General features: G+C 44.0%; 18 protein-coding genes. 13 read left to right on the top strand and 5 right to left on the bottom strand.

Annotated elements, in window-relative coordinates; genetic code table 11:
• Positions 1-150: 150 nt before the first annotated feature.
• From SNE25_RS01500 to SNE25_RS01485, 4 genes are all read left to right on the top strand, one after another.
• Positions 151-747: a ribonuclease HII gene (locus SNE25_RS01500; RefSeq protein ID WP_321563322.1), complete on the top strand. Its 597-nt coding sequence runs from the start codon at positions 151-153 to the stop codon at positions 745-747.
• Between the two features lie 56 nt (positions 748-803).
• On the top strand, positions 804-2,003 hold the full coding sequence (locus tag SNE25_RS01495) for a glycosyltransferase family 4 protein (protein WP_321563321.1): 1,200 nt from the start codon (positions 804-806) through the stop codon (positions 2,001-2,003).
• Between the two features lie 122 nt (positions 2,004-2,125).
• Positions 2,126-3,211: a glycine cleavage system aminomethyltransferase GcvT gene (gcvT, locus tag SNE25_RS01490; protein ID WP_321563320.1), complete on the top strand. Its 1,086-nt coding sequence runs from the start codon at positions 2,126-2,128 to the stop codon at positions 3,209-3,211.
• Positions 3,212-3,264: 53 nt separating this feature from the next.
• Entirely contained in the window at positions 3,265-4,017 is a 753-nt protein-coding gene (locus SNE25_RS01485; RefSeq protein WP_321563319.1) for a 2-phosphosulfolactate phosphatase, read from the top strand.
• A gap of 118 nt (positions 4,018-4,135) precedes the next feature.
• On the opposite strand, the gene SNE25_RS01480 is transcribed toward SNE25_RS01485, so the two are convergent.
• The 3 genes from SNE25_RS01480 to dtd form a co-directional block, all read right to left on the bottom strand.
• A complete protein-coding gene (locus SNE25_RS01480; RefSeq protein ID WP_321563318.1) occupies positions 4,136-5,023 on the bottom strand; it encodes a DUF4349 domain-containing protein in 888 nt (295 codons plus the stop codon).
• Positions 5,024-5,143: 120 nt separating this feature from the next.
• Complete coding sequence (locus SNE25_RS01475) at positions 5,144-5,470, bottom strand: nucleotide pyrophosphohydrolase (protein WP_321563317.1); 327 nt, start codon at positions 5,468-5,470, stop codon at positions 5,144-5,146.
• Positions 5,471-5,479: 9 nt separating this feature from the next.
• Positions 5,480-5,938 (bottom strand): D-aminoacyl-tRNA deacylase, encoded by a 459-nt coding sequence (dtd, locus tag SNE25_RS01470; RefSeq protein ID WP_321563316.1) that lies wholly within the window; start codon positions 5,936-5,938, stop codon positions 5,480-5,482.
• Between the two features lie 267 nt (positions 5,939-6,205).
• Between dtd and SNE25_RS01465 the strand changes: the two genes are divergently transcribed.
• Both SNE25_RS01465 and SNE25_RS01460 read left to right on the top strand, forming a co-directional pair.
• The gene (locus SNE25_RS01465) at positions 6,206-7,444 is read left to right on the top strand and encodes a cystathionine gamma-synthase family protein (protein WP_321563315.1); all 1,239 of its coding nucleotides are present in this window, start codon (positions 6,206-6,208) and stop codon (positions 7,442-7,444) included.
• Between the two features lie 78 nt (positions 7,445-7,522).
• Positions 7,523-8,719: a serine hydrolase domain-containing protein gene (locus SNE25_RS01460; protein WP_321563314.1), complete on the top strand. Its 1,197-nt coding sequence runs from the start codon at positions 7,523-7,525 to the stop codon at positions 8,717-8,719.
• 91 nt (positions 8,720-8,810) lie between these two features.
• Here SNE25_RS01460 and rsgA read toward each other — a convergent pair whose 3' ends face one another.
• Positions 8,811-9,731, bottom strand: a complete 921-nt coding sequence (gene rsgA, locus SNE25_RS01455; protein WP_321563313.1) for a ribosome small subunit-dependent GTPase A — start codon at positions 9,729-9,731, stop codon at positions 8,811-8,813.
• Positions 9,732-10,092: 361 nt separating this feature from the next.
• Between rsgA and thrA the strand changes: the two genes are divergently transcribed.
• The 6 genes from thrA (at position 10,093) to SNE25_RS01425 (ending at position 16,577) form a co-directional block, all read left to right on the top strand.
• Positions 10,093-12,543 carry a bifunctional aspartate kinase/homoserine dehydrogenase I gene (thrA, locus tag SNE25_RS01450; RefSeq protein ID WP_321563312.1) on the top strand — a complete coding sequence of 817 codons (2,451 nt, stop codon included), beginning with the start codon at positions 10,093-10,095 and terminating at the stop codon, positions 12,541-12,543.
• Between the two features lie 111 nt (positions 12,544-12,654).
• On the top strand, positions 12,655-13,626 hold the full coding sequence (locus tag SNE25_RS01445) for a homoserine kinase (RefSeq protein ID WP_321566194.1): 972 nt from the start codon (positions 12,655-12,657) through the stop codon (positions 13,624-13,626).
• 256 nt (positions 13,627-13,882) lie between these two features.
• Entirely contained in the window at positions 13,883-15,193 is a 1,311-nt protein-coding gene (gene thrC / locus SNE25_RS01440) for a threonine synthase (protein WP_321563311.1), read from the top strand.
• Positions 15,194-15,568 carry a hypothetical protein gene (locus SNE25_RS01435; RefSeq protein WP_321563310.1) on the top strand — a complete coding sequence of 125 codons (375 nt, stop codon included), beginning with the start codon at positions 15,194-15,196 and terminating at the stop codon, positions 15,566-15,568.
• Between the two features lie 47 nt (positions 15,569-15,615).
• Positions 15,616-15,975 (top strand): hypothetical protein, encoded by a 360-nt coding sequence (locus SNE25_RS01430; RefSeq protein WP_321563309.1) that lies wholly within the window; start codon positions 15,616-15,618, stop codon positions 15,973-15,975.
• Entirely contained in the window at positions 15,972-16,577 is a 606-nt protein-coding gene (locus tag SNE25_RS01425; protein WP_321563308.1) for an HAD family hydrolase, read from the top strand. The genes SNE25_RS01430 and SNE25_RS01425 overlap by 4 nt, the downstream gene beginning before the upstream one ends.
• A gap of 249 nt (positions 16,578-16,826) precedes the next feature.
• Here the strand turns inward: SNE25_RS01425 and SNE25_RS01420 are convergent, their stop codons facing one another.
• Positions 16,827-18,731 carry a beta-N-acetylhexosaminidase gene (locus tag SNE25_RS01420; RefSeq protein WP_321563307.1) on the bottom strand — a complete coding sequence of 635 codons (1,905 nt, stop codon included), beginning with the start codon at positions 18,729-18,731 and terminating at the stop codon, positions 16,827-16,829.
• A 185-nt stretch (positions 18,732-18,916) separates the two neighbouring features.
• Here SNE25_RS01420 and SNE25_RS01415 point away from each other — a divergent pair, with 185 nt between their 5' ends.
• A complete protein-coding gene (locus tag SNE25_RS01415; RefSeq protein WP_321563306.1) occupies positions 18,917-20,308 on the top strand; it encodes a Gfo/Idh/MocA family protein in 1,392 nt (463 codons plus the stop codon).
• Positions 20,309-20,313: the final 5 nt, after the last annotated feature.

Here is a 20,313-nt window from a genome sequence, read left to right as displayed (position 1 = left end):
AGTTGTTAGTGGAGAGTAGTAAGACAAGTTTGTTTGGTAGTTTGATTTTTTTGTAATTCTTAACAATCTTGATACTCGAAGTCAACCATTCACTATTGACAACTCACCCCTCACAACTCAATACTGAACAACATTTTTTATATTTGCCACATGTTATCAGCCAGGTACCAGCATGAATTTATTGAGGCCGGATGTGACGAGGCCGGACGTGGTTGCCTCGCGGGCCCGGTTTTTGCCGCCGCTGTAATACTGCCGCCTGATTTTGATCACCATTTGCTCAACGATTCCAAGCAGGTACCTGAAGAAATACGATACCAGCTGCGTGTTGAAATAGAGCAAAAAGCCATTGCCTACGCCGTAGCATCCGTTGATAACCTGGAGATTGACGAGATCAATATTTTAAATGCTTCTTTCCTGGCCATGCACCGGGCTATAGCTAAACTGCACCTAACACCCCAGTTTTTAATTATTGATGGCAACCGCTTTAAAAAATACCAGAACATTCCGCATGAGTGCATTATTCAGGGCGATGGTAAATTTTTCAGTATAGCGGCAGCGTCAATACTCGCCAAAACCTATCGCGATGATTATATGCTGCAAATAGCAACTGAACATCCCGAGTACGACTGGCATAGCAACAAAGGCTATCCAACCATTAAACACCGCGAAACGGTGATGAAAATAGGATATACGCCATATCATCGTAAAACTTTCAGAGTAACAGATCCACAGCTAAGTATTTTTTAAAGATACTTTGATTACGGCTTTCAGGTTGGTATTTTTGCACCAAACCAAATAACCAATTGAAGATCCTTATTTTGACACATAGAGTGCCATTTCCGCAAAATGGAGGCTATGCCATTGTGGTATGTAATACCATAAAAGGCCTGGTGGCGCTTGGTCATGAGGTATCGTTGGTTGCACTTAATGCAAAAAAATACAACGGACATGAACAGGAAACCGAGGATGAGCTGCTGGAAAAAATAAATTATACCTCCTATAATATCGATATCAATATATCTATGATCGATGGGCTGGTTAACCTGTTCAGCAAAAAGGCAAACGATATTGACAAATATTACGACGCGGAGTTTGAAAAACTGCTGATACGCGAACTTCGGCAAACAGCTTACGATATTATACAGTTCGAGGGGTTGTTTGTAACACCTTACTTAGGCGCTATCCGCAAACACTCCAGGGCAAAGCTGGTTTATCGTTCTCACAACATTGAACACCAGGTATGGCAAAGGCTGGCGCAGCAAAAAAGCGATCTGTTTAAAAAATGGTACCTGCGTATGCTGGCACGGCGGGTAAAAGATTATGAACTGCAGCAACTTAACAAAGTTGACGCCATAGCCGTTTTTACCACCGAAGATAAAAAGACCATACTGTCATACGGAACAAATATCCCGGTTGAAATATTCCCGGTTGGGATAGACCTTACCCGGTATAAGCCCGATTTTAGTAAAACCGAGTTTCCGAGCCTGTTTTTTTTAGGATCACTTGACTGGTTGCCCAATCGCGAAGGTATTGAATGGTTCATAGATAATTTTCATAAAGACCTCACTGATGGCGACCTGCGGGTGAAGTTTTATGTTGCCGGCCATAACATACCCGAGCGGTTTGATGATTATGAGGTAATGGGCAAAATATTTATACAGGGCGAGGTTGACGACGCTTTCGAATTTGTGAACAGTAAGTCTATCATGATCGTTCCGCTTTTATCGGGCGGGGGCATGCGTGTAAAAATAGTAGAAGGCATGGCCATGCAAAAGTGCATCATATCCACGTCGCTGGGGGCCGAGGGTATCAATTTTGAGAACGGTATCAATATCATTATCGCCAATAATCAAGAGGAGTTTTATGAGGCCATTGAGCGCTGCATTACCGACGAAGAGCATTGCCGTACCATTGGCACCAACGCGCGCAGGCTTGTTGAGCAACAGCATGATGTAAATAACGTAGCCCGCGACCTGGCAGCGTTTTATACCAAACTGGCATAACACCCAAAATTACCGGCAGAATAATTACTTTTGCGCCAATATTAGTTGACGATAATATTATCATTGGCCACCGTTCAAAAAACGGGCTCATGATAGCCTCATTACAAAACAAATTACTGTAAATGAAAAACACGGCTTTAACAGAAGTTCATATAAAAGCAGGCGCCAAAATGGTGCCCTTTGCCGGATACAACATGCCTGTACAATACGCGGGCATAAATGCCGAACACGAAACCGTTCGCAAGGCAGTTGGTGTGTTTGATGTAAGCCACATGGGCGAGTTTATTTTAAAAGGCGACCATGCCCTTGACCTCATACAAAAAGTTACCAGTAATGATGCTTCCAAATTGTACGACGGCAAGGTACAGTACTCCTGCCTGCCTAATGAAGATGGCGGCATTGTTGACGACCTGCTGGTATATCGTATAGACGAAAAAACATACATGCTGGTGGTTAATGCCTCCAATATTGAGAAAGACTGGGATTGGATATCAAAGTATAACACTTTTGGCGTTGATATGAAAAACATATCAGACCGCACCTCTTTGCTGGCTATTCAGGGCCCTAAAGCAGCCGAAGCTTTGCAAAGCCTTACCGATATTGACCTAGTATCTATGGAGTATTATACCTTTAAAAAAGGAAAGTTTGCCGATGTAGATAATGTGCTCATTTCGGCAACAGGTTATACCGGGGCCGGTGGTTTTGAAATATATTTTGAGAACCAGCATGCCGGGCATATCTGGGATGCCATTTTTAAAGCTGGCGAGCCGGCAGGTATAAAACCGATAGGTTTAGGCGCGCGCGATACCTTGCGTTTGGAAATGGGCTTTTGTTTATATGGCAACGATATTGATGATGCAACCTCCCCATTGGAAGCCGGATTGGGTTGGGTAACCAAGTTTAATAAAGAATTTACAAATTCTGAGGCCTTACAGCAGCAGAAGCAAGAAGGTATAAACCGAAAACTGGTTGGTTTTGAAATGATTGATCGCGGCATACCTCGCCATGATTATGCCATTGTTGATGCCGATGGCAACAATATTGGCAAAGTAACCTCAGGCACACAATCGCCGTCATTACAAAAAGCTATAGGCATGGGGTACGTGGATACCTCATATGCTAAGGAAGGCTCCGAAATATTTATCAGCATAAGGGATAATAAGGTTAAAGCTAAAATTGTAAAGCCACCTTTTTATAAAGCCCCCTAACCCCTGAAGGGGGAACTATAAACAATAGTTGCTCTTCAGTACTAATTAAAAATATGTCTAAAGAAACTCAAAATACCACTCCTCCTTCAGAGGGCCGGGGGGCACACGTTTGCCTCACCCCGGCATTACTGCCGCTTTATAATGTAGAAGAGTACATTGTAGTAATTATTGATATTTTCAGGGCAACATCATCTATATGTTATGGTATTGAAAACGGTGCTGAGGCTATTATTCCGGTATCACAGGTTGAGGAGTGTGCCGCGTATAGAGAGAAAGGGCTGGATTACCTTTTGGCGGCAGAGCGCGACGGAAAAGTAGTGGATGGGTTTGATTTTGGCAATTCGCCGTTTTCATACACTGCCGAAAAAGTGGCCGGTAAAACCGTTGTGCTTACTACGACTAATGGCACTCACGCACTGCACTTATCGCGCAGCGCCAAACAAATAGTCATCGGCTCGTTCCTGAACCTTACCGCATTGTGCAACTGGCTAAAAAACCAGCATGAAAACGTATTATTGGTATGCGCCGGCTGGAAAAATAATTTTAATCTGGAAGATACCCTGTTTGCCGGTGCTGTAATTGAGCAGCTGAAAATAGAAGGAGTTGTGCTTGATGATGCCGCCATAGCCGCTAATGACCTTTTTCAGCTGGGCAAGGACGATATTAACCAGTATCTCAAAAAAACATCGCATGGTGAGCGTATGAAAAAACTGGGTATTGAAGAGGATATAACTTTTTGCCTTCAGGTTGATATTACAACCGCAATCCCCGTATTGCAGGGAGAGCGGTTGGTGAGGTTGGTTTAGGTAAGGTTCTGCTTTTAATAAATAAATATACATTGAATATGTCATTGCGAGCGTAGCGTGGCAATCTCCATAGTTCGCGATTGCTTCGTCGTTCCTCCTCGCAATGACATATAGCGTTTTACTTCGCTCTTCTCCTCTTTCTCCAATTTTTAATTATCCAGTAAATAAGGACAATGATCAGGATAACCGGCCATATTGCGATGATTCCGAAGAACAGATTTTGCAGGAAATCCCAGCCGCTAACCATGGCTGTTTTAAATTTGTAGCCAGGACCTGTTCCCTTATCGGTTTTTTCAACATGTTGGGTGTAAAAAGTAATATCCAGTGAACTATAGGCAACTTGTTTATTCAGATAATTAAGTTGCCCCTGGGTCGATTCGATATCGCTGCGGATTTCGGTGAGTTTATTCTCAATTTCCAGCAGATCCGAGATCTTTGTTCCTCTTTTGAGCAATTCGAGATACCGGTTTTCCAGGATCTTTTTGTTAGCCAGCCGGGTTTTTATGTCGATATAACGGGTAGTAACATCGGTTATGGAAATGTTTTTACTATTGATCTTATCAGCCGATGCTGAAACGGAATCAATCAGGAAATCAAAGTACTTAGCCGGGATGCTTATCTTTAAATTATACTCTTTTCGGTTGGCATCGCTGTTGGTCGACTGATTATCCTCATCAACATAGCCACCGTATTTTTTAAGTGAATGCAGGATCCTTTTACGGATGGCGTTAACGTTAGCGGTTTCAAATTCGATAGAGCCATTTTTGATGATCTTCTTTGAGGTGTCGCGAATGGCATCATCAACAACTTTCACATCCGCATCGCCAGATGGCTTAGCTATTGCATTGCCCTCAGCTGTTGCTGCCTGGTCATACAATTCATTGTCGGCTTTTACAGGGGGCGGAGCAAACGAGACCGCTGCCACTGTTTCCTTTTCTACGGTAGGTTTATGTCCGCAGCCCGACAAAACCAGCAGCAGCGAAACGGAGATAAGATAAGTTTTCATAATAAGGCTAATTAATTATAGTATAAACGAACTTTGCCTTATTAAATTGTGTTTATTTTAAATTTTACAGAATTATATTTTGCATAATAGTTTTATTTAAAATATAATTTCAATAAAGCATCATTTCAGTTTCTCATTATTTTGGTGCCGGTCGGCGTCACGGATGCTTTTCTTTTCCAAATTCTTCTCTAGCGCATCCGTGAGGTCAATTCCGGTTTGGTTAGCCAGACATATCAGCACAAAAAGCACGTCAGCCATTTCATCGGCCAGGTTAACCTCGGTATCCGATTTTTTAAATGATTGCTCACCATACTGCCTCGCCATAATGCGGGCCACCTCGCCTACCTCTTCCATCAAAATGGCCGTATTGGTAAGCTCATTAAAATACCTGATACCGGTGGTTTTTATCCACTTATCTACAAGATGCTGTGCTTCTTTAATTTCCATAAAAGTTTTTTAATGATTTTCTTTATCCTTAGTGTTCATCATGATGGTGACCGGACCATCATTCACCAGACTTATCTTCATATCGGCCCCAAAAATGCCGGTTGCCACTTTTTTGCCGGTAAGGTTTTCGAGTGTTTTGATCATCTGCTCGTACATAGGTATGGCCTTATCAGGCCTTGCTGCTTTTATAAATGAGGGGCGGTTGCCTTTTTTGGTCTGCGCGAACAGGGTAAATTGCGATATAAGCAGGATGTCACCGTCAATATCGGCCAGGGCTTTGTTCATCAGGCCATTCTCGTCGCTAAAAACGCGCATACTCACAATTTTATTGGCCAACCAGTTCAGGTCGTCATCGACATCTTCGTTTTCAATCCCTAATAAAACCAGGAAGCCGGTCCTGATCTCGCCTGTTATTTTATCATCAACTGTGCAGCGTGCTTCAGAAACGCGTTGTAGTACTGCTCTCATAAAGTTTAATAAACACTAATTATCACGAATTTTTTCGAATTACACGAATTAATACCAACGCTTTTTAACTTATTAGTCTTGTTAGTGTCAATTAGAGTGCATTTATATAATTAGTGCCTTTTTATTTCGTACCTATTTCATTAAGTTCGCAACCGCTATTAAGATAAATACTAATTGCCTCAGATAAAGCCGAACTTCACGAATGAAATAGCAATTCGCACCTATTCGGTTACATTCGTGGAATTAGTGCCTTTAAAATAATTTACAATGACAACTAAAAAAGGCTTTACTACTACCATTTTACACTCCGACCGTTTAGGTAAACCAGAGCACGGTTCATTACATAAACCCATACATACTTCGGTAACTTACGGGCATGAGGATGTACAGGACCTGGTTGATATTTTTCAGAACAAGAAAAAAGGCTATGCCTACTCACGTCAGGGAAACCCAACTATTACTGCTTTAGAGCAAAAGGTAACACAGATGGAAAAGGGATTAGCGTCCATTGCTTTTTCAACAGGTATGGCGGCAATTTCCGCTACGGTAATGGCCCTTATTAAACATACCGACCACGTTGTTGCCAGCTCATTTTTATTTGGCAATACCCGCAGTATATTCCAAACCTACATTGACATGGGTTTAAACATCACTTTTGTTGATGCTACCGATGTTGAAAACGTACGTAACGAAATAAAAGGAAATACCCGCCTGGTTTTTGTGGAAACCATTGCCAACCCTGCCACCCAGATAGCCGATCTGGAAGCTATAGGAGAGCTTTGCGCGCAGAAAGGCATTATATATATGGTTGATAATACCATGACCTCGCCCTACCTGTTTAACCCGGTTGATGTAAAGGCAGGTTTGGTCATCAACTCATTAACCAAATACATTGGCGGTCACGGCAACGCACTGGGCGGCAGCGTTACCGATACCGGTTTAATTAACTGGGCGGTATACCCAAACATATTCGAAACGTTTAAAAAACAGGTTAAGCCCGAAACGTTGGGCCTTACCCAAATCCGTAAAAAGGGATTGAGGGATTCTGGCGGTACCTTATCGCCAGAGGCTGCTCATTCTATATCTGTAGGCGCCGAAACACTGGCCCTGCGCCTGGAACGTTCATGCGACAATGCTTTGGCGTTAGCACTGTATTTTGAATCGCATCCGCTCATAAAAAATGTATTTTATCCGGGTGTTAAAAGCCATCCGCAGCATGAGCGTGCTGCTAAATTATTCAGAAAATTTGGCGGGCTGATGAGCATTGAGCTTGATGAAAGCGTTGATTGCCTTGCCTTTTTAAATAAACTGAAACTGGTTGTAAAATCAAGTAACCTTGGCGATACCCGCACACTGGCTATCCCGGTTGCTCAAACCATATTTTTTGAACTGGGCCCCGAAAGAAGGGCCGAAATGGGTATCCCTGAAACCATGATTCGCCTGTCGGTAGGTATCGAAGATATTGAAGACCTGCTGGAAGATTTTAAAACAGCCCTGGGCGAATAATTGATATAGAATTTTTAGTCCGGAGATAAATATTTCTGAGCGGGATAGGGGGTTACATATATTATTGTATAATAGTATATGAAAACCAACAAACCTATCTTATACACCATTTTGATTAGCTTTACCTGTGCTTTGGCTTTAAATAAGGCCAAAGCACGGGCTAAACCTGATTCCCTTACCGCCAAACTGCAACAGGCCTTTGCGCAGGATAGCCTGCCCGGTATGTATGTGATCATGACTGGTGCCAATAAAACAACGTATCAGCACGGTTTTGGTTATGCCGATATTGCCAATCATATTCCTTATTCTGCCGGTACAGTTCAAAACATTGGTTCGGTAAGTAAAACTTTTATAGCGGTGGCGTTGATGAAGGCCATTGAACTAAAGTATTTCGCCTTAGAAACTGACATTAATGAGATACTGCCTTTTAAGGTAATTAACCCAAACGACCCGGATGGTAAAATAACTATCAGACAATTAACCGATCATTCCTCGGGCATTGTTGATAACCCGGAAATTTATCATTATAGCTATCGTTTTTACCCGAAGCTGCGGGCGTACGACAGCACATCGGTAATTGTACTGAACAAGATGGGGTTTGGCGACAAATTAAAGGATACAACTTTAACCCAATTCTTTTACAATTATTTATCGCGACAAGGTAAATATTACAGCAAAGCAAATTTTGGCCAGGGCCCGGCCGGGGGCACATCATCATACAGCAATATCGGTTCGGCGCTGATAGCCTATCTCATCGAGATTAAATCGCATCTCCCCTACGCCGATTTTACCCGGAAATATATCCTGAAGCCATTAAAGATGGATCACTCCGGCTGGCATATTCATGATGTAAATTTAAAAAACCACGCCAAATTGTATCTCGATCAAAAAAGCTGGTTCCCGTTATATGATCTTACTACCTACCCCGACGGCGGATTGAAAACCTCAGCAGCAGATTTAAGCCGGTATCTGATGGCAATCAGCAGTCATGATAAAAAACTCCTGACCGAAGCATCATATCAAACCATGTTTACCCCGCAATTTAGCAAAGAGCATCCGCCTAAAGACATCAACTTAACTTACCGGAACAAAGGAATTTTCTGGAACCTGTACACCAACGGCACCATAGGTCATGACGGAGACGACCCGGGGGTGGGTACCTATCTGTTTTTTAATAAGGCCACAGGTAAAGGCGGCTTGTTTTTATGCAATAAGTATTTGCCCAACAAACAGGCCATAGTTGATGTATTGGTGCAAGAAGCGGCAAAGGAATAAATAGTTCAACAACAAAAAAAGCACTTGTCATTCCATTCAGAATGATAAGTTGGCGTTATCTTAAATCTTGATTCTAATCTCTTGGCTCTTCTTACGCCCTCGTATCATTACCGTTATAAATACTCAGGTAGCTTTCATAGCGCGATAGTTCAATTTCACCGTCTTCCAGGGCTGCGAGTACGGCGCAGCCCGGCTCGTTAATGTGGCGGCAATTGTTAAAACGGCATTCGTTCATACGTGAACGCATTTCGGGGAAGAAATGGCCGAGTTCCTGTTTTTCTATGTCGATAACGCCCAGCTCGCGGATGCCGGGTGTATCAATAATGAACCCGCCTTGGGGCAACTCAAACATTTCGGCAAAGGTGGTGGTGTGCATACCCTTGTCGCTCCATTCGGATACCATGTGCGTACGCAGCTCCAAACTGGGCAACAAAGCATTGATCAGGCTTGATTTACCCACCCCCGAGTGGCCCGAAAACAGCGTTACCTTATCTTTCAGCAATTCCTGTATCTGATCAATGTTAATCCCCTCCAATGCCGAAACTTCGAAACAAGGGTAACCGATATCTTCATATATAGCTTTATAGTCGGCCAGTATCTCCAGCCCTTCATCACTAAACAGGTCGAGTTTATTAAAAATGAGGCAGGCAGGAATGTCATAGGCTTCGGCAGTAACCAGAAAGCGATCAATAAAGCCCAGCGAGGTGCGGGGCGATGCCAGCGTAACCACTAACAGCGCCTGGTCAAGGTTGGCGGCAATGATCTGCGCCTGTTTGCTCAGGTTAATGGCCTTACGTATAATGTAGTTTTTACGTTGCTGCAAATTGGTGATCACACCGTTGTCGCTATCGGGTTCCATTTCAAAATCAACCACATCACCTACCGCAACCGGGTTGGTTGTTGTAATGCCCTTTATACGGAACTTTCCCTTAATGCGGCAATCTATACGTTGCCCATCGGGTGTTTGTACCTGGTACCAGCTTCCGGTTGATTTGGTGATTAATCCCTGCATAAAAGGTGCAAGTTAGGAAAGTTAACAGGTATTGAAAAAATAAAACATTTTTAGCTTGCGAATTAGAAAAATATCTATTTACTTTGTCGACATTAAATATGACACTTAACAACACCATTATTACATCTATTATTACCACCGGCATAAAACTCGGAGGAAGATAATCGTATGGTGTAAAAACATAAAAAAAGAAACCAAATGAAAGCCTTCCTCCGCAAAGAGGAAGGCTTTTTGTTTAAATGGCCTCACCCTGCCCCCTCCTAAGGAGAGGGTTCTGGAAATAAATATTGAAGTCCTCTTCTTGGAGAGGATTTAGGTGAGGCCAAATGGGAAATATATAAATATTGATACTAAACCATAAATGAAAGTTCTAAAATTTGGCGGTACATCCGTAGGATCAGTTGCAAGCATCCAAACTCTTTTAAACATCCTGAGCGATGAAATAAAAAATCAGGGAAAACCGGTAGTTGTGTTATCTGCCATGGGCGGGGTAACCAACCTGCTGGCATCAATGGCCGAGGACGCTGCAAACGGCAAGGAATTTACCGCGGCACTGGCCGAGCTGGAGAAACGCCATTTTGACGTGGTGAAAAGCCTGCTCGATGTACAAAATCAAAACCCGGCCTTTACCCGTTTAAAAATCCACTTTAACCAGTTAGAAGAATTGTTGCAGGGCGTACTTACCCTCAGGGAGCTTACCCCCAAAACACGCGACCAGGTGCTAAGCTATGGCGAGCGCTGCTCAACCATTATGGTGAGCAAAATTGCCGCTCAGCATTTTAAGGATGTGCTTTTTGTTGATGCATCGGAAGTGATAAGAACCGACAGCGCTTTTGGTAATGCCAAGGTTAATACCGAATTGACCGAGATGCTGATACGTAACCTGCATGAGGCCAATAAAGATAAAATGCTGATTGTGACCGGCTATATTGCCGGTAACGATGCCGGGCAGATCACTACGCTTGGCCGCGGTGGCAGCGATTATACTGCGGCTATATTCGGCGCGGCACTTAATGCCAAAGAAATTCAGATATGGACAGATGTTAACGGTATGATGACCGCTGATCCGCGTATGGTGAAAAAGGCATTCTCGCTAACCGAGCTTACCTATACTGAGGCTATGGAACTTTCTTACTTCGGCGCCAAGGTGATCTATCCGCCAACCATGATCCCGGCTTTCCTGAAAAAGATCCCTATCGTTATCAAAAATACTTTTGAGCCTGAATTTGAAGGCACGGTGATCCGCCATGATTGCAAGGCATCAAGCCTGCCCATTAAAGGTATATCCTCAATCAATAATATCAGTATCCTTAACCTCGAAGGCAGCGGTATGGTTGGTAAATCGGGCTTTAGCGGCCGTCTGTTCTCGTTACTGGCAAGGGAGCAGATCAACATTATACTCATTACGCAATCGTCATCAGAGCATAGCATTACCTTTGCGGTACAGCCGCAGGATACCGAAAGGGCCAAACGGGTAATTGAACAGGAGTTTGAGCTGGAGCTGTTGGCCAAAAAGCTGGAGCACTTAGTTATCGAAAAAAACCTGGCCATCTTAGCCGTAGTGGGCGAGAACATGAAGCAAACGCCGGGCATGTCGGGCAAGTTGTTTCATGCATTGGGCCGTAACGGAGTTAACGTAAGAGCGATAGCGCAGGGCTCGTCAGAATATAATATTTCGGTTATCATCTCGGCCAATGACCTGTCAAAGGCGCTCAATGCCGTTCATGACGCTTTTTTTGTGCAGCTTACCAAAACCCTGCACGCGTTTTGCCTGGGTACCGGCAACATCGGTAAAACATTGTTTAACCAGTTAAAGGCCCATACTGAATATTTAAAGGACAATAACGGCATACAGGTAAAAATTGCAGGCATCAGTAACACCCGTAAAATGACCTTCAACAGCGATGGTATATCTTTAGATACCTGGCAGGACGATCTGCTGGCCTCGCCGCACACTGCCGATCTGCAGATGTTTATAGACAGGATGAAGGAAATGAACCTGCCTAATTGCGTGTTTATTGATAATACCGCCAGCCCTGTTCCGGTTGATTTTTATGAGAAGGTTTTTAAAGCCAATATCTCGGTTATCACTTGTAATAAAATAGGTAACTCTGCAAGTTATAAGCAATACAAAACATTCCGCGATACCGCGCGCCGTCATGGTGTTGATTTCTTTTATGAAACCAACGTGGGTGCAGGTTTGCCAATCATTAATACCCTTAAAAATCTGATGAATAGCGGCGACAGGGTTCAGCGTATTGAGGCTATCCTGTCGGGTACTATATCATTCATCTTTAATAACTTTAAGGGCGATGCCAACTTTCATGATGTGGTAAAAGAAGCACAGGAAAAGGGCTATACTGAACCTGATCCGCGCGATGACTTGAGTGGGAAAGACTTTATGCGTAAAATGCTCATCCTTGCCCGCGATGCCGGTTATGCGATGGAAGAGGCAGATGTTGAAATTGAAAGCGTATTGCCTAAAGCCAGCCTGGAAGCTAAATCCGTTGAGGATTTTTATGACACGCTAAAAACCGAAGACGCGCATTTTGCCCGGTTAAAAGACGAGGCCGAAAAAGGCGGTAAGGTACTCCGTTACATTGGTAAGCTTGAAGATGGTAAAGTATCCATCACCCTGCAAATGGTTGATGAAAACCACCCTTTTTATATGCTATCAGGCAGTGATAACATCATTTCCTTTACAACCGACAGGTACAAGGAACGCCCGCTGGTGGTAAAAGGCCCCGGTGCAGGTGCCGAGGTTACCGCCGCAGGTGTATTTGCTGATTTAATAAATCTGGGAGCTAATTAGCCCCCTAACCCCCTGAAGGGGGAACTATAGTTTGATAAGTACAATCCCTACAGGGAATTATAATTTGATATTAAAATGGGAGATAATAAAATAGAAGATCTAAAAGCCACCATGCAAGAAGTTCCCCCTTTAGGGGGTGGGGGGGCTGTAGGTAGTTCCGTTCACGTTTTTGCGCCGGCTACGGTTGCCAATGTGGTTTGCGGGTTTGATGTACTGGGCTTTGCTGTGAACGCGCCGGGTGATGAAGTAATTATGCGTATGACCAATAAACCGGGTATCAGCATAAGCAAAATTACTGGCGATGACGGTCGCCTGCCGATGGATCCGGCTAAAAATACAGTGAGTGTGAGTGTGCAGCATTACCTGCAAAGTGTTGGCCGTACTGATGTTGGGTTGGATATTGAGCTCCATAAAAAAATGCCGATAGGCAGCGGGCTGGGTTCCAGCTCGGCCAGTACGGTGGCTGGCTTGTTTGCAATAAAAACCCTGTTGGGCGACAACTCTGACCCGGCCAAACTTTTACCCTTTGCTATGAAAGGCGAAGAAATGGCCTGCGGCCATGGCCATGCCGATAACGTAGCGCCTGCCCTGCTTGGTGGTTTTGTGCTGATACGCAGTTACGAACCGCTTGATGTGGTACGCCTACCCCACCCGGCCGATTTGTGGTGCGCCATTGTTTTCCCCGATGTGGATGTGCCTACACGGGAGGCACGCCAGATCATCCGCAAAAATATTCAGATGAAAGACGCGGTTACCCAATGGGGCAACATAGCCGGTTTAGTAAGTGGTTTATTTATGCAGGATATTGACCTCATCGGCCGCAGTATGAAAGATGTACTGGTTGAACCGGTACGCTCTATGCTGATACCTGATTTTTATAAAATGCGCGAAATGGCTATGAATATGGGCGCGGTAAGCTTTGGCATATCAGGTTCCGGTCCGTCGGTTTTTGCATTCGCTAAAGATGAGGAAACGGCCCGCCTGATCACCCAAAAACTGCAGCAGCACTTAACCGGTCTTAAAATAGGCTCCAATGCTTATGTATCAACTATTAATGATGCGGGGCCAAGGGTGCTGGGGTAAGGAGCCCCACCCAACCCTCCCCTAAAGGGAGAGGGCTTTAAAATAAAAGGGGTTGTCACCATGAGCCTGTCGAAGGGCCTGCGCAGAGGCTTGCCCGTTATGCTTCGACAAGCTCAGCATGACAGCCCAATTTGTCATCCTGAGGGACGAAGGATCTAATTGCCAAGCAGATGCTTCACTACATTCAGCATGACAAGTTGAAAAATTAAAAATTAAATAAATCCGAAATCGAAATTTCGACATCCGAAATAAAAAAATGAAACTCTACAGTACCAATAACACCTCATCGCAAGTGTCTTTTAAAGACGCGGTTTTTAACAGCATGCCGCAGGATAAAGGCTTATATATGCCTATCAGCATCCCGCGTTTAGATGATGAATTTATCAATAATCTGGATAAATACTCATTGCCCGAAATTGCTTTTAAGGTAGCTAAAAACTTGCTGGGTGATGCCATGCCCGAAGCCGATCTGAAAGCGTTGATTGATGATGCCATTAACTTCCCCGCGCCTGTTGTAAAGCTTGATGAGCATGTGCATGTACTGGAACTTTTTCATGGTCCGTCGTTAGCGTTTAAAGATTTTGGCGCCCGTTTCATGAGTCGTGTGATGAGCTATTTTTTAGAAGATGGCGAGAAGCAGCTTGATGTACTGGTTGCTACCAGCGGCGACACCGGTGGAGCAGTGGCCTTAGGCTTTTTGGGTGTGCCCAATACCCGGGTAACAATTCTATATCCTAAAGGCAAGGTAAGCGGCGTACAGGAACAGCAGCTAACCACCAATGGCCAAAACATCCGTGCGCTGGAAGTTGACGGTACCTTTGACGACTGCCAGGCGCTGGTAAAACAAGCTTTTACAGACACGGAACTGAACCAGAAATTTCGCCTTACATCGGCCAATTCTATTAATATAGCGCGGTTAGTACCTCAAACCTTTTACTATTTTAATGCTTATGCACAGTTGTTAAGGCAGGGTGTTAAAAAAGTGATCTTCTCAGTGCCCAGCGGAAATTTTGGCAACATTGGTGCGGGTTTGCTCGCCTGGAAAATGGGTTTGCCTGTTGAAAAATTTATAGCAGCCACCAACGTTAATGATACCGTTCCGGAGTTTTTGAAAACCGGTGTTTATCAGCCAAAGCCATCGGTGGCTACCCTTTCAAATGCGATGGACGTGGGTAACCCGAGCAACTGGGTACGTATTGCGGATATGTTTAAACAGGATATGGACGAGCTTAAAAAACTGGTAATTGGTTTTAAATATAACGACGACGAAACTGTAAAAGCTATTAACTGGGTTTTTGATACTTATGGATATGTGGTTTGCCCGCATACCGCAATAGCCTGGCAGGCGCTTACAGATTACCAGCATGATCATGCCAGTGCCGATACCGCGGGTGTGTTCCTGTCAACAGCGCATCCTTGTAAGTTCCCGGATGTTTTTGATGAAGAGATGACTGCCAAAATTGAAATACCGGAGCAGGTGAAGGAACTGGCGTCAAAAACAAAACTGGCGGTGCCGCTGAGTAAAGATTTTGATGCGTTTAAAACTTATTTATTGAATGCTGAATAAATGACGATAGGGAAAGGGCTCTTATTTTCTTTATTAATTTCACTGGTTGTTCAAGGCTGCCATAGCGTTGTATTTAAGCAATCTTTCGATAAGCAAAAGTGGAATGATAAAGAAGACTGGGACTATCCACAGCGTAATAATGTAGTTGACGATCTTGTTAAAAACCATAGACTAAAAGGACTGAATTATAAACAGTTAATAAATTTATTGGGTATACCTCAAGGGCAGAGCGAAGATTCAGCAGGTATTTATTATCAGATAGTAATGGATTTCGGCAACGATATAGATCCTGTTTACACAAAAAATCTATTAATCGGTTTTAACAAAGATTCCATCGTCAATAGTATAACTATTAATGAATGGAAAAAGCCCTGATAAAATTGAGAAATTTAAGGGATATTTGATTTGTGAAATGTAATTCAATGCTTAACAGAAACACAGTTTTTATACTTGGCCTGATCCTTATTCTTTTTACAGCCTGCAATAGGGGCGTAAAGTTCGACAGGGATAAATGGAATGCCGGTGACGGGTTAACTTTTCCTAACCGTAACCAGATGCTGGATGATCTGCTCAAGAGCCAGAAGCTTAAAGGGATGAAATACTACCACGTGATTGCTTTACTGCACCGTCCGCAGGGAGTTGATTCCGTAAGCATGTATTACGAAATTGTACGTAATGTTGAACCAGGTTCTTCAAATTATAGAAAGAACCTGGTGCTTTACCTGAGCAAAGATTCGGTAGTAACCGGTACTAAAATTGTTGAAACAGGCAAAAAGAAATGATCAACACCATAATTTTCGATCTGGGCGCGGTTTTGATTGACTGGAACCCGCATTACATGTACCGTACTATATTTAGTGATGAGCAGGAAATGCAAAACTTCCTGGCTACGGTTTGCACCTCCGATTGGAATGAGGAACAAGATGCCGGTCGCTCACTGCAGGAAGGCACAAAGCTGTTAGTAGCTCAATTCCCCGAACATGAGGCCAATATCCGTGCATTTTATGGTCGTTGGGAAGAAATGCTGGGCGAGCCTTTTCATGGCACGGTGGAGCTGTTCCGCAGGCTGAAAGCAAGCGGTAAATACAAAATATACGCCCTCACCAATTGGTCGGCCGAGACATTTCCGGTAGCTGTAAAGCGTTATGAATTTCTGAACTGGTTTGACGGTATTGTGGTTTCGGGCACCGAAAAAATGCGGAAGCCAACCCCGGAGTTTTACCAGATATTGCTTGACCGGTATGAGGTAAATCCGCAGGAAGCCTTGTTTATCGACGACAATTACCGAAACATCGTAGCTGCCGAAAAAGTAGGTATCAAAAGCATTCATTTTACTTCTTCAGAGCAGCTTGAAAAAGAGCTGGGGAAATTGGAGCTGCTTTAAAATAAATCCTCCATCCTCTTAAAAAAATTGTCATACTGAACGAAGTGAAGTCTCTATTTTGCCACGGGCATAGCTTATTAATAGATCCTTCGTTCCTCAGGATGACAAAAATTACTTTATTAGATATAAAGACTTACGAATATGCAGACTTACGAAGTTTTTAAAATTTCGTAAGTCTTAAAAGCAACTGAATTAAAAGCAAAAAGGCGTCAATTAATTGACGCCTTTTTTATTGCTTAAGTAAGCTAATTATTTAATCCTGCTCGCCAAGTCAGAAAGCGGCATGGTAACCATACGGCCTATAGGTTTTTTGCCCCTGTAGGTAATTACCCGTAATGTGGTAGCATCTTTGGGAGCGTCAATTGGCTCGCTGTATTTTGGATAGAACCTATCGGGGAACGAATTGTCAAAACTGTAGTAAGTATCCAGTCCGTCAACCTCGTTGGCCAGCGTTATTTTCAGCGTGCCATCGGCGTTGCGTATCGCGCTGAATGATGGATCATAAACACTTGGCGCGTACTTAATTTCGGCGGCATTAAAGCGGTCGAACTGTTTTTCAACCTTGCCAAAAAAGTATGGCCAGCTTTTCTTTTCCTTCGGCGACCATACCGATTCGGCTATAGCCATACCCCGTGGCCAGGTCATATATTCGGCCTGGCGCAGGTTATAAACCTGTTCGGTCCATAAATTAGCCTGCCCGCCTTTAATCAGTTTAGCGTCAACGCTATCGGGTACAGGTTCAAACTCGTATGATTTGCTTAAACGCAGCGTGGCATAAATGCGGGTTTCATTTACGCGGTCGCTTTGCATGTAGTCAAGATAAGCAAAGGTTGTAGGGCTCATAACCACTTCGTGGCCCATTTTGGCAGCCTCTATTCCTCCCTTAATACCTCTCCAGCTCATAACCGCGGCATTCGGGCCCAGGCCGCCTTCAATGATCTCATCCCAGCCCATGAATTTTTTGCCTTTTGATTCCACTATCTTTTCCAAACGTTTCTCAAAATAGCTTTGAACCTCCTGTTGGGTTTTCAGGTTTTCTTTAGTCATGAGCGCTTTAATGGCGTCGCTTTGCTCCCAGAAATTCTTGGCGCACTCATCGCCACCCAAATGTATGTAAGGGAAAGGGAACAGCTGGGCAACTTCGGTTACTACCTTATCTAAAAAAGCATAAACATTTTCATTAGCAGGGCATAGCGTGTTATCAACAATAGCTTTGTTATGCGGGCCGGTCCAGTCCATAAATGGTTCGCCGGAGTTAACCACATATTTATCGGCGCCAGGTGTGCAGGAAAGTTCAGGATAGGCAACAACTGCCGCAAGGCTGTGTCCGGGAACATCAATCTCAGGTAGTATATTAACAAACCTGTCCTGAGCATACTGTACCAGTTCTTTGATATCATCCTGGGTATAAAAACCGCCATAGTTGCGTGGTTCATCTGCCGCCGGAGGGGTAAACGTACCAAACTGGCCAATCTTTTTTACATTATAGGCGCCAACCGTAGTTAATTTTGGCAGGCTCTTAATTTCAACGCGCCAGCCTTCATCGTCGGTCAGGTGCAGGTGCAGCAGGTTAAATTTGTACTTCACCATGGCATCTATGTATTGCTTTACCTCATCTTTAGTGAAAAAGTGGCGCGCTACGTCAAACATTAGTCCCCGCCAGCCAAACCTTGGGTAGTCGGTAATGTCAACGGCAGGCACCGTCCACTTTACGTTTTTAACCAGTTCCGCGCTTTCAATATCGGCAGGCAGTAATTGCATAAGCGTTTGTACGCCATAAAATAAACCGGCGGCTTCATTAGCCCTTATCACTATCTTTTTTGCTTTTACTGATAATTTATATCCTTCGCTACCTATCACGGTATCCGCAGTTTTATTCAGGATGAGCCTGATAGATGCCAGCGGCGCAACGCTTTTTATGGTAACTAATGAGCCCGGAGCTGTCGACAGCTTTTTTTGAAGATAGTTTTTTACCGGTGACAGTTCTGGCTGGGTGCCAGCCTCAATAAGCACTTTTTTGGGCAGTACAAATTGACCAGCCAGGCGTGTAACCTTTACCGGTTCGGGAATGATAGACAAGCCGCTTTGGGCAACCTGGCCGTAGGATAAAAAGTGCGCTATGCAGCAGCAGAGCAATAAGGATAATTTTTTCATACAGAAGGGTTAATGGTTTATTGGAAACGTTACGCAAATTAAACTTTTTAAATAATATTAAAAAGTTGCAGACTAAATTTTGTTCTTTTATATTGCATATAAATACATCCCGTACCTGCGCCTGCAGAATATACCCGATAGTATTAAACCAATTAATCATTTACCGGACCTAAACATTTTTACCTATGGCAACTGACAGAAGAAAATTTTTAAAGCAATTTGGCACCTCGGTTATCCTCACCTCGGCATCGCTTACCAGCCTGGCCGCTAAGGAAGAGCATGAACGGCGAATATTACAGGCCGAAAAACGCATCAGCTCAAATGATAAGATAAGGATAGCCACCATTGGTATGGGCATTATGGGTTTTAATGATACCCGCGCTGCGCTCAGTGTTCCCGGGGTGGAACTGGTGGCTTGCTGCGATCTGTATAAAGGCCGTCTTGACCGTGTTAAAGAATTGTATGGGCCAAATATATTTACTACAGGGAATTATAAGGAAATTTTAAGCCGTAAGGATATCGACGCGGTTATAGTTGCCACCAGCGACAACTGGCATGTTCCAATATCCATTGACGCGATGCACAGCGGCAAAGCCGTTTACAGCGAAAAGCCAATGGTGCACCACATCAGCGAGGGGCTTAAGGAAATAAAGGCGCAACGGGAAACCAAAGCGGTGTTCCAGGTGGGCAGCCAGCGTGTAAGCAGCATTGCTTTTAAAAAGGCACGGGAGTTATACCAGGCGGGCGCTATAGGGAAAATAAACTCTATTGAAGCATCATTCAGCAGGCAAAGCGCTTTAGGCGCGTGGCAGTATACTATCCCTCTTGATGCCTCTGTACAAACAGTAGATTGGGATCAGTTTCAGGCCAATAGCAAGGCAAAGCACGATTATGACAGTAATCGCTTTTTCAGGTGGCGCAATTACCGCGAATATGGCACGGGTGTAGCCGGTGATCTGTTTGTACACCTGCTTACAGGCATCCACTTTATAACCGGCTCGAAAGGACCCAACAAAATATTTTCAATTGGCGACCTCGACTACTGGAAGGATGGGCGCAATGTGCCCGATGTAATGAGCGCGGTGATCTCCTATCCCGAATCACCCGAACATCCGGCTTTCCAGACTACCCTGCGGGTTAATTTTGTAAGCGGCGAGGGTGAGCGCTCCACAACCAAAATTGTGGGTTCTGAAGGGGTTATTGACATGAGCGATGGCGGAGGTTTTACTATTCGTAAACGTAAAATGCCGGTAGCGCCGGGTTATGGCGGATGGGATTCATTTGATACTTATCCGGAAGCTATGCAAAAGGCCATTGTGGAGGAGTACAATAAAAAGTACTCCGCAGCCGATCAGCAGGCACCTAAAATGGATGATGTTATTTACCACGAACCCGAAGGTTACAATGATTCAAACGAGCATTTTGCCAACTTTTTTGATTCCATGCGTACAGGAAAACCGGTAGTTGAAGATGCCGTATTCGGTTTCCGCGCCGCAGCCCCCTGCCTGGCTTGTAACGACAGCTATTTTGAAAATAAGGTTATTAAGTGGGATCCGGTGAACATGAAGCTGGGATAGGAACT

The sequence above is a fragment of the Mucilaginibacter sabulilitoris genome (genome assembly GCF_034262375.1).
Classification (GTDB): Bacteria; Bacteroidota; Bacteroidia; order Sphingobacteriales; family Sphingobacteriaceae; genus Mucilaginibacter; species Mucilaginibacter sabulilitoris.
Note: the sequence above shows the minus strand (reverse complement) of the source record. Positions and strands in the feature narration are given on the sequence as shown.